We start from the raw sequence: 11,709 nt of genomic DNA, 5'->3' as shown, positions 1-11,709 counted from the left end.
AACCCAAATCGCCCAAAAGATCGATCCAGAACTCCAGGGACTCGACGAAGCCCAACAGCAAGCCAGCACCAAAGTAAATCAGATCGCCAAAGACATCACCGTCCGCATCACATCAGGCACTAATGGCGGCTCAGGTGTCCTGATTGCTAAAAAGGCCAATACCTACCTCGTCCTCACCAATGCCCACGTTACGAGGCGCACAACCCAATTTGAGATCCAAGCACCCGACGGGCAAAAGTATACTGCTAAACCGATCGATGGTGGATTCGATCGCAAGTACGATTTAGCCTTACTAGAATTTACCAGTTCCAAGCAATACCAATTAGCCAACCTCGCCAATCCGGGTATCCTCAAACCAAACGATCGCAATATCTACAGCGCGGGATATCCATTCGACTCCAAAGATCTGAGAATTTCCCCTGGTGCAATTACCCAACTTTCCGATATTCCCTTTGATAACGGTACGCAAATCGGCTATGAGATTGCTAAAGGTGAAAAAGGCGTGCGTCAGGGGATGAGCGGCGGGCCGATTTTTGGCGCGGATGGGATCTTGTTGGGGATAAATACGATCGGTGCGGCACCGATTTTACCTAACTATACTTACAACGATGGTAGTAAACCTTTAGCCAAACTCGCCGCTAAATATCGGACTGCAAATTGGGGCGTACCTGTCTATAATTTCCTGATTAAAGTCAAGCCAGACATCCTTTACCGTTATAAATTTAATGGCTTGGCAGTCGGACAAATCCAGCCCCAAGCCACCCCAACTGGCTACATGGCAAAGCTCAACGATCTCGCCCGCAAACAAACAGTCCGAATCGAAAATAGTGGCGGTAATGGTTCGGGGGTGATTGTTGCCCAAGAGGGGAATAGTTATTATGTCGTCACAGCCAAGCACGTACTAGAAAACGAGAAAAACCAACAAAAATTTACTAATAATCGACTCATCACCTACGACCAAGATACCCACAATCTCACCAGCACGGTACTAGCAACAGGTGTCGATCTGGCCATCGTCAAATTTACCAGCACTAACACCTATCCCATTGCCCAACTGGGCGAAATTAGCCCGAATAACAACGAAATTGTCCTCGCAGGAGGCTTCCCAGGGCGAGATAAAATCAGTAGTTCCCTATGGCAATGGCAGCTCAATCCTGGTTATGTTTTCGATCGAGAACAAGGAAAATTAGAAACCCAAAACCAACAATCTTTTGGTAACGGATACGACATCATCTATACCAGTATCAGTCATGGCGGGATGAGCGGTGGTGGTGTTTTCGATACTGCTGGCAGAGTTATCGGCATTCATGGCAGAGCCGAACAGACTGCCGATAAATTTCCTGGAGAACTGAAGGAGAAGCTTGTGATGCTAGGTAGTAGCCAAGGCATATCGATCCAAACCTTAATCGGTCTAGCACCACAACTCCAACTCAATCCTAAATTACTGAAAATTGCTAAAACTCCCGCCCCAAGTCTAACTGCCGTCGATCGCCAAACCATCGAGACGGCAATGGCAAATTTAGCCCAACCCACACCTGAAGACAGTGGCGAACGCTGGCTGACTTATGGCAATCAACTGTATCGAACCAACCAATTCGAGCAATCTGTAACCGCCTTCGACAGGGCAATTACCAAGGGTCAGATCCTAACTGGCAACTATGGTAGAGCATTATCACTACTTTATTCAGAAAAACTCGACCTAGCTAGTGCGGCCATCGCCAAAGCGATCGCGGCAGTGCCAGCCAAGGAGCGTGCCAATTATTACTATTTCTGGAAATATCAAAGTTCAATTTTTATAAAGAGAAAAAAGTACGCACAGGCGTTAGAGTCGATCGACACAGCGATTAAACTAGAACCGAACGATCGAGCATTGCTAAATTATAAAGCCGAGATTTTCTTCCAGCAAAAACAGTACGCAGCAGCGATTAAAATTTATGACAACATGATTCAGCGAGAAGAAAGCTATGCTTACTTTAATCGGGGTAATGCTAAATCCGCTCAAGGAGACAAACGGGAAGCGATTGCCGATTACGATCGAGCGATTAAAATTAATCCGAACAAGGCTGATGCTTACGTTAACCGAGGTAATGCTAAATCCGCTCTAGGAGACAAACGGGGAGCGATCTCCGATTACGAGCGGTCGATTAAAATTAACCCGAACTTGGCTGCGGCTTACAATAACAGAGGTAACGTTAAATTAGAGCTAAAAAATAATAAGGGAGCGATTGCCGATTACGATCGGGCGATTAACATTAATCCCAACTATGCTGAGGCTTACCTTGGCCGAGGTAATGCTAAACACGCTCTAGGAGACAAACGGGGAGCGATCGCCGATTACGAGCAGTCGATTAAAATTAATCCCGACTATGCTGAGGCTTACCTTGGTCGAGGTAATATTAAATCGGAGCGAGGAGATAATAAGGAAGCGCTCGCCAATTACGAGCTGGCGATTAAAATTAATCCCGACTATGCCGAGGCTTACTGTAACCGAGCTGGAGTTAAATTGGATCTGGCAGATCGACCGGGCGCGATCGCGGATTTGAGTAAGGGGGCTGAGTTATTTCGCCAGCAGGGGCGGATGGATGATTATCAGAAGGTGGTGGATATAATTGCTCGGTTGAAGGGACAGGGGGCAATCGCCGATCGCGATCGGGCGATTAAAACTAATCCCAATGATGCTGCTGCTTACATCGAGCAGGGTCTAGCTAAATCCGAGCGAGGAGATAATAAGGGTGCGATCGCCGATTTCGATCGGGCGATTAAAATTAATCCGAACTTGGCTGATGCTTACAGTAGCCGAGGGGATGCTAAATCAGCTTTAGGAGATCGTAAGGGAGCGATCGCTGATTTCGATCGGGCGATTAAAATTAATCCCAACGATGCTGCTGCTTACATTGGCCGAGGTGGAGTTAAATTGGATCTAACAGATCGACAGGGAGCGATCGCGGATTGGAGTAAGGGGGCTGAGTTACTTCGTCAGCAGGGGCAGACGGATTATTATCAGAAGGTGATGGATACGATCGCTCAGTTGAAGGGACGTTAGGAGATGGAGAATCGAGCAGTTTTGAGGTTTTAGGATGATGGGCGAGTGACTTCGATCGCTCTTTTCGATCCAACTATCTCGATCGAATGCGATCGAGCCAATAATTCGATCGAAGATTAAAAATATGTGTCGATTGAATTCGCTCCTGGGTTCGATCGCCTCTGGCACGCTACAAAGGACGCTAATTTTGACTAAACCAAACCTCTAAATCTGCCAAGCTGGTAAAATCCAACAACGCCTCACCCAACTCTTCCAACCGAGCGATCTCTAACTGCTGAATGCGATCGGTAAATCGATCGGACGCATCACCAAACCGACGATTCAGTTGCCGTACTAGCATTCTAGCTTCGCCTCTGGCTTCACCAGCCCGCTCCGCAGCCTGAATCTTTTCCAAATATAAAGGCGATAACTGCATAATTAAATCCCGCTCGTCCGGTTCGATTATGATGGCTGTACTAAGCCATAGGGCGATAATAAAGAATCTAAAAAGTTTTTTGCAAAATCATCGTGGGGAAATTGACTCATTAGGTGAGGGCGATCGTGCTAATTAATCAGCTAATTTTATCATCAACTCGATCGCTGCCATTGCGGGGATAAACCGATCGCTCCTTTGTTTCAACTACCTCGATCGATTTTGAGGGTGAGTGATTCGATCGATTCTGGGGTGAGTGATTCGGTCGCAGATAACAGTCAGGTTCGATCGTTATCGAACACGATCTAGCTTTTACTCTCGCAAGAAGTCTATTGTTAAGGATTAGATCGATCGAGCCGCATTAAACATCGAAACCCGCCCAAAATAGAACATATTACATCGTTTAAACTACAAAGTTATGCTTGAAGTTCATGAGCCAGATCGCGATCTCTACCTAGCGATTCCCATTGATGCTTATGAAACTTTTTTTCAAACTAGGTTTGCTCAAACTGTTGTAAACCGCTATAGCCTTCAGCTAATCGTCTACAATCCAATCCTTGAGGAAATTGTTCAATGGATAAAATAGAACTATATCGTGCCTCTATTCAGGCTTTGTTGCAAGAACACGATCGACATTTGCCAAAGAATAACAATGATGATGTTGAAAATGAGCTGTTCTTTGATGTCGAGCGCGATTCTCCTATCGGAGACGCTTTGCGAACGATATCAACTAATGCGGGTGGGATGGCAGGAATTGAAAAGAGTGTATGACACTATTATGCACTTCGATATCAAAGATGGAAAAATCTGGATTCAGCAAAACATGACTGATGTGGATGTGGGTCAAGAGCTGGTGGACATGGGCGTGTCGAAGCAAGATATTATTCTAGGATTGCATCCACCCTATAAAAGACCTTATACCGGATATGGTGTCGCCTAATCGGTGTGATTATTTGCCGAAAACACTTCACGCTCTATTCTCCAACCGATCGATTATCATAAGAGCAAATAATCCGATCGAGATCGAGTGATTGTATGGATAGTCTCAAAACCTTCTGCGAATTTCCCAGCATCGGTGAGTCTCAAGACCATTTGAATTGGCGGCGAGATCCGCGACTGGTAAGATATCTCAGGGGATTAGAAGATCGATCTTTAGTACAAATAGCTGATGTATTAGTAAATAGAATATGCTCTAGTCCTACAGACAAATTAGCCTGCGCTTGTATCACTGCTTTACTAGCGCATATTTTATTTTCCACATTCGGCAGGGCAAGAATTAGATCCCAAATTTTTAATCCGCTCCAATATCATTCCACCCAGCTCGAACTGGCAGATATTTATCAAATTGCGCTAGATATTATCAGTCAACCAATCCAATTTTTAGCAAACTTTCAGCCAGATCCGGCTAATTGGTATCGGAGTCTAGTTCGATATAGTAATTATCGCTTCGATCGACTCCTAATCGATCGGATTCGCAGTTTACCAGAGCTGAGTGGATTTAAACGCACCAATCTGGGGCTACTCGCCCGTACCAGCCCCCGCCGGATGAAAACAGCCCTCAGTCAGCAAGGCGAGCGAGATCTGCGCTTAGAGCAGCTATTATTGCTTCACCAGTGCTTAGTCGATACTATTGGCGTCGATGAATTTGACACGCGAAATCCTCAACCCGTGCATTATGATAATCTATCAGCCCGATATATAGAGCAGTGCGAGGGAGTCGATCTGGCAATCGACGATCGCGCCACCCTGATTCAGCTAGTAAAATATATGGGCGCAGTCATTCGCAACTATCTCCAACCCCAACCCGATACTCTCGACAGATCGATCGAGAGTAACCATGCTCAAAGTACGGTACTCATCGATCTAATTCCCGATTTGAGGGAGTGTCACCACCAATTAGAATCTCAGATTCTCAAACAGGATGTTGTCGAATTATCGAACAAATTAGCGATCGATAGCGATCGATTGTTGATGTTTTTTTATGGTTTAGAGCTGACCCAAGTAGAGGTAGGTGTAGAACTAGATTGCGACCAATCGACTGCTAAACGCCGCCGAGATCGCTGTTTGAGGCAATTAGCTACAGATTTACATTGCAAAACATTTAGAGATGAAGATCTCTCGGTCGAACTTCTAAATTCAATTATCGATCGACTCAAACTAATTTATGAAGATCTTTATGCTGAATTATTATTAGCAATCTTCAAGTTAATTGTTGATGATGATGTTAACTCGATTAAATCTAGTATTGCCGATTTATTTATCGAGCGGATTGAAAGGCAATGGCAATTTAATTTCAAACCCACACAGATGGGATTGACAAAAGCGACTGCCTTTATCACGTTGAGATCTCCTCAATTCAGTCAAGTAGCAATATCTAGTTAATTTAATTGAGAATTGAGAATTACAGGCGGACTTTGTATCACAAGCCCCGATTTTAATCGGTGGCGGTACTCGAACCAAAGGTAATTAATATTTAAAGTTTGAAACATGTTGAATTTAGCACAGATCGCGCAAATCGATCGACAAACACTTTGGCTAGAAATTACCGCAGCCGATCTCCAAATTGCCGAACCATCACCACAACTTTACTCCAATCGGACAGGATTAAATTATGCTCGATCGAATCGATTGTGTTTGCATAAATTCGGAGCGTGGTTGACAGAATCGGGCATAGACTATACTTCTAGCTTGTCAGAACTAGAGATGTACCCACTATGGGATGTCGTCAATGGTTGTGCGATTGAAATTGGTAAAACTCGACTAATTTTAATCCCTACCGATACACTCGATCGGGATGAGATTAGAGTGCCACAAGAATGGGTGGATTTACCAAATCTTCAGGGTGATTATTATCTTGCCGTACAGATCGATTTCGATACCAGCGGAATGAATATCTGGGGATTTACCTCTCACCGCACGCTCAAACAACAGGGTGAATATACGGCACGCGATCGCACTTATAGTCTACCCAGCGAGCGATTAGTTGCCAATCTCGACATATTATGGATGGCACAAGAGTTAGATCTTAATGAAGTTGTCGCTACTCCCGAACTACCCGATTTAAGTTTAGACCGCGCCCTCGAATTAATCAAACAATTAAGTACGCCTTCGCCTTATTCACCGCGTACTAAAGTTGAGTTTTTTCAATGGGGAAGTATTCTAAATAATCCCAATCTTCGCACCCAATTATATCACACCCGTCTGCAACAAGCAGTTCTTGCACATGCACCTGCACCTAGTTTTAGTTTATCCAATTGGCTGCAATCTAAGTTTAGTAATGCTATTGCTAGTGGTTGGGAAAATTATTACCAACCAGCGATTGTCAAAGGTAATCATACAGTAGATCGATCGAAGTTAATTAATCTTCAACTAGAGCTACAGCGACGCACCGTAGTATTATTAGTCGGCATAGTTGCCCAACCCGATGGGGAAGTACGCGTAGTAGTCCAGATCCATCCAGGTAGCGGCGAGCGAATTATTCCCCCGCAATTGCAATTGAGTTATCTAGATGAAAATGGCTCTGCTTTACGCATGGTAGTAGCTAGAACTAATGATGATTATATTCAACTACCATCTTTCACCTGCTCGATCGGCACTGAATTTAGCATCCAAATACAATTAAATAGTTGCCTGACGATCGAACGCTTTGTAGTTTAGCCCGATCTAATATTACCATGAAAAAAATCATCATTAAATTAGGTAATGGCGATCTAGCTGCTGGTTTTAGTTCTGTGAATATCGAACTCAGAGCAATCGATCGAACTGTCTGGGAGGATAAATGTAGCTTACAAGCTGCACCAGATTTAAAATCATCATTAAATCAGTGGGAGTTATTATATAAAGAGATCGTTCGTCTGAATCGAGATGAACTGCATCGGGGAGTGAAATTTGCCGATCGAGCCATTACTAATGTTTCGATTCAAGATTTGCGAAACTTACACGATCGGCTGAAAATAGAACTGAATAAATGGCTGTGTGAAAGTGATTTTTCGCGGATCGAACGATCGTTACGAACTAAGCTTGGTGAAACCGAAGAAATTATAGTTATTATTCAAGCTTCACAGCGATCGATCTGGCAATTACCCTGGTATCTGTGGGATTTTTTTACTGACTATCCCTTAGCAGTAGAAGTATTTAGCAACCCTGAGAATACCGATCTTAGTAATCCGCTCGTTATGCCCAACGCTAAGGTGGATATTCTCGCCCTATTCGGTATAGATCCACTATTAGACCTCGATCGTGATTTTCAGTGCTTACAATCGCTCCCAGATGTCAATCTCAAACCATTTGAAACTACCTCAGCTCAGGATATCGTCGCTCGATTAAATCTAGATGCTCCCGATATTCTCTATCTCAGCGGACATGGAGAAAGTGTCGAATATGAACGCGAGTTAGAGGGAGTTATTTATCTCGATCCTCACACAACTATCGAGGTGAGTACCCTCAAACCAGAAATTAAAAAAGCAGTCGCCCGTGGATTGCAGATCGCTATTTTTAACTGTTGTAGTGGATTAGGTATCGCTCACCAATTAAGAGATGCAAATATCACTTATTTAATCGTGATGCGGGCAGAAATTCCCAATCGGATCGCTCAAGAGTTCTTAGAAAAGTTATTAGCTGAATATAGTAATGGTGCAAATTTTGTGCGAGCTTTTCAGTTAGCACGCGCTCGGATATCGATTTCTACCGAATCTTGGTTGAAATTTGCTAACTGGCTCCCAGTTTTATTTCATAATCCACTCAGCCATCCGGTGAGTTGGCAAGATTTTATTGAAGTTGCAAAGTCCGAACTAACCCCAAATTATTTGACCGATATCTGTCGAACTATTTCGGCTCCTAAATATAGATTTTGGACTAGCTTCGGTTTGAGTCTAGTTATAGCTGGATTGAGTATGGGTTTAAAATCGAGTGAGCTTTCTCAACGAGTAGAAAATCTGACGACCGATCTATTATCGCAGCTTCAACCAGCTAATGATGATAATATCGTCCTACTAAAACCACCCCTGAGAGTATTAGGAAAATTGAACAATCCTCAGATATTAACGGCGGCGATCGAACAGATCGATCGTCATGCCCAACCCCAAGCATTTTTAACAGATAATCATCTCAAGCAATATTTGTCACAGACTTCAATAGAACATCAGTGGAAGTTAAACAGTCGGGTATTCGATCGGTTAAAATCTGTCACAACCGAGAGTCTATCAGCAGCATCTCCAGCACAGCTCCAAGATCTATTTCATGGTAAAATAGTCATCATCGGCGAACGCGATACCTTAATTCATAAACCTCTAACTGCAATTAATTCATTTTCGCTAAAAGACGATCGCCCCGCGATTTATTCAAATCTCAACTTACTCAAAATCCCATCGCAGCCCGAACAATTTCTCTGGATTTTTGGATGGTGTCATCTCTCAATATTAGCAGGATGGCAAATAGGAACGAGATTATTTGTACCTATATTTATAGCCGTAGTTGGCAGTCAAATTATTTTAGGTGGAGTAATGCTGGTGATGGGAAATGGCGTACCGATTGTCATTACCTCGATTGCCACGATCGGTACTGGAATAATTGCTACTAATGCTTTAGTGGATAGTGAATAGTGAATAGTGGATAGCAGTAAGTTTTGAGGCGATTTTATCAGTTGTCATGTACTGTCTTGTCTCGCACAATCCGGAAGGTTCCCTCCCGGCTGCGAGGCGCTGGTGCAAGATGTGAGTATGTTAATCTCAGTAAAATCGCACCTACTTTCGTATCTCAACATACAGCCAAACCCAGCCGATCGCGGCTCAATGGATCTAGGGAATCTTTGCAGCGGAGAATCGATCGTGACCGATCCGGTATTTGAAATGGTGGATGGTACCAAGCTGCTGGTAGATTTACAGCAAGTGAATGCGATCGTCACCAGTTTTAGTGGTTGCTTGGTACCAGCCGAAATCGCGTGCAGAGTTACCAATGGACTTGTCGAGAAATTTGGCTGCGTCTTCGCCCGAATTTGGTTGATGGAACCAGAGCGCACGGCGTTAAAACTAGTCGCCTCTTCTGGACTATACCAACGCACGGACGGCTTTTTCGCGAGAGTGCCAGTGGGTGCGTTTAAAGTGGGCAAAATCGCCCAAAATCAAATCCCGTTTCTGAGCAATCAATTAGCAGCCGAATCCTGGGTACTCGATCGAGAGTGGGCGATTTCGCATGGCATTCAAGGTTTTGCGGGATATCCACTGATTGTAGATGGCGATTCGATCGGGGTATTGGCGGTATTCAGCCAAGCCGAAATGTTACCCGAATTCTTGGAGATCTTGCAAAGTCTCTGTACTGCCACGACAATCGGTTTAGCGGCGGCATTACGGTATCAACAAGAAAAACTAGCTTGGCGATCGGCAACCGCCGTCACACCCCAGCCAGTGCCACTATCCGAGCAGATTGCTACTGTCTTGAAACCCACACAATTGGCTTTAGTCGGCACCGAGCGAGCGTTACCAACACCCTTACACAACCTGTTTGTCAGAGCCGCCGCTGTCTTGAGTCAGCTACCTTGCCATCACAGTCGATTGACATACCAATCCGATCGATCGTGCCTAGAAGCCGTCATTGCTGGCGGCTCGCCTACCGAGATCGTTACCGCCTTCGATCCCATCAAACTAGAAGCTCTCTGTCTGGGGGGAACTGTGACGATCCAACCCCGTGCCGATCGAAGTATGCTCCGAGTGGTGTTGACAGTTATTTTTGCGCCTAATAGTGTCGGCGGATGTGTCAATCTGCGGTGTCGATCTTCGCTATTGCAAATGGCTTTCTCTCACCAAATCGAATTAGCCGGATTATCGATCGCCCCCATTGCCAATCCCGCGCTACCATTAATTACCGACGATCGATCTTTGGTAACTTTTACGCCATATCTGATTTGGATTGCCACCGACGATCGCATTCCACCCCAAGCGCGAGCAAAAATCGATCTCTCGATTAACCCGATCGAATTGCGATCGACTGTCGATGCCATCCTGCGGGGAGAATCTGGGAACATTACCACCACTCCCAATCTAGAATCTCCACCACTTTCAGAACGCGAACGGGAAATTATCAATCTTTTATGCGCGGGATTACGCGATCGAGATATTGCAGCTCGATTGATTGTTAGTGAAAGTACGGTCAAGTTTCATATCAATAATATTCTTACCAAACTCAAAGCTAAAACTCGTTTTCAGGCATTGTATCAGGCGATGATTAAAGGGTTAGTATGATATTTAAATAAAGAGTAATAGCTCGTCAAATTTAGATGGTGGGCAGTGCCCACACTACTACTACTCTACTCAGCATTAATAAAAAAGAAATGTAGAAATGTAGGGTGGGCAATGCCCACAGACCACTTATAGCCGAAGCAAAAAGAATTTAAACTGCTCGATCGATTACCTACTGCGAACGCGATATCTTCAAAAATCGTTCGCGTAGCGTGCCTTAGACAATCGACGTGAATTAGCATAAACATTAATATTACTAAATCGATAACTTTGCTTGTGGGCAGTGCCCATCCTATTATTCTACATTAATAAAAAAGTAGATAGTTACAACACAAATAACGTCTGAAGTGGCAATGATAAATCTATTGATTTCGATAGGCGATCGAGCTAGATCGAGTCTCAGATCTCATCTAACCCAAAAAGAATAGACAAATCACTAGACTTAGGGCTTTTCGTAGTCACAAATACAAACTTGGCTCGATCGAAACCCTAGTCTGACTGTATAGCCTCACACTATTATCGGCAAAGTTTTATGAGCGATCGATATCCAGTCATTATCATCGGTGGCGGACAAGCTGGACTATCTGTAAGTTATTGTCTCAAACAGCGCGGCATCGAGCATATTATCTTTGAACAGCAGCAGATCGGGCATGAATGGCGATCGAGACGCTGGGATAGTTTTTGTTTGGTGACTCCTAATTGGCAATGTCAACTTCCTGGCTATCCCTATTCTGGTAACGATCCTGATGGGTTTATGGCTAAAGATGAGATCGTCAAATATCTTGAAGGCTATGCGGCGAGCTTCAATCCACCGCTGAAAGAAGGCGTGACGGTGCATAAAGTCAAGCAGACGGAAAATGGCTTATTTGCCGTTAGCACCTCAATCGGTGAGTATACAGCCGATCGAGTCGTTATTGCCGTTAGCGGCTATCATACGCCCAAAATTACGCGTCTGGCGGAACGTTTACCCGCTGCTATTTTCCAATTGCATTCTTCGACGTATAATAATCCCGAATCATTGC

General features: G+C 44.3%; 8 protein-coding genes and 1 pseudogene. 8 read left to right on the top strand and 1 reads right to left on the bottom strand.

Going from position 1 to position 11,709, the window contains the following annotated elements:
- On the top strand, positions 1-3,043 hold a 3,043-nt coding region (locus RMO52_RS17035), incomplete at its 5' end, for a tetratricopeptide repeat protein (protein WP_310416541.1).
- Positions 3,044-3,224: 181 nt separating this feature from the next.
- On the opposite strand, the gene RMO52_RS17030 is transcribed toward RMO52_RS17035, so the two are convergent.
- The gene (locus RMO52_RS17030) at positions 3,225-3,458 is read right to left on the bottom strand and encodes a DUF4351 domain-containing protein (RefSeq protein WP_310416538.1); all 234 of its coding nucleotides are present in this window, start codon (positions 3,456-3,458) and stop codon (positions 3,225-3,227) included.
- Between the two features lie 388 nt (positions 3,459-3,846).
- Here RMO52_RS17030 and RMO52_RS17025 point away from each other — a divergent pair, with 388 nt between their 5' ends.
- The 7 genes and pseudogenes from RMO52_RS17025 to RMO52_RS16990 all read left to right on the top strand — a co-directional run.
- Positions 3,847-4,041: an element excision factor XisH family protein gene (locus RMO52_RS17025; RefSeq protein WP_310416546.1), complete on the top strand. Its 195-nt coding sequence runs from the start codon at positions 3,847-3,849 to the stop codon at positions 4,039-4,041.
- Positions 4,029-4,395, top strand: a pseudogene (locus tag RMO52_RS17015) (XisI protein). The gene RMO52_RS17025 and the pseudogene RMO52_RS17015 overlap by 13 nt, the downstream one beginning before the upstream one ends.
- 95 nt (positions 4,396-4,490) lie before the next feature.
- Positions 4,491-5,837, top strand: a complete 1,347-nt coding sequence (locus RMO52_RS17010) for a hypothetical protein (RefSeq protein WP_310416535.1) — start codon at positions 4,491-4,493, stop codon at positions 5,835-5,837.
- Between the two features lie 105 nt (positions 5,838-5,942).
- Positions 5,943-7,112, top strand: a complete 1,170-nt coding sequence (locus RMO52_RS17005; RefSeq protein WP_310416533.1) for a DUF1822 family protein — start codon at positions 5,943-5,945, stop codon at positions 7,110-7,112.
- 17 nt (positions 7,113-7,129) lie between these two features.
- Positions 7,130-9,055: a hypothetical protein gene (locus tag RMO52_RS17000; RefSeq protein WP_310416530.1), complete on the top strand. Its 1,926-nt coding sequence runs from the start codon at positions 7,130-7,132 to the stop codon at positions 9,053-9,055.
- Positions 9,056-9,280: 225 nt separating this feature from the next.
- The gene (locus RMO52_RS16995; RefSeq protein ID WP_310416527.1) at positions 9,281-10,690 is read left to right on the top strand and encodes a LuxR C-terminal-related transcriptional regulator; all 1,410 of its coding nucleotides are present in this window, start codon (positions 9,281-9,283) and stop codon (positions 10,688-10,690) included.
- A gap of 529 nt (positions 10,691-11,219) precedes the next feature.
- Positions 11,220-11,709: NAD(P)-binding domain-containing protein (locus tag RMO52_RS16990; protein ID WP_310416524.1), on the top strand; the 490-nt coding region annotated here is incomplete at its 3' end.

The organism is Chamaesiphon sp. OTE_8_metabat_110 (genome assembly GCF_031382685.1).
GTDB lineage: Bacteria > Cyanobacteriota > Cyanobacteriia > Cyanobacteriales > Chamaesiphonaceae > Chamaesiphon.
The sequence above is the reverse complement of the archived record's forward strand: the minus strand, read 5'-3'. Positions and strand labels throughout refer to the sequence as shown.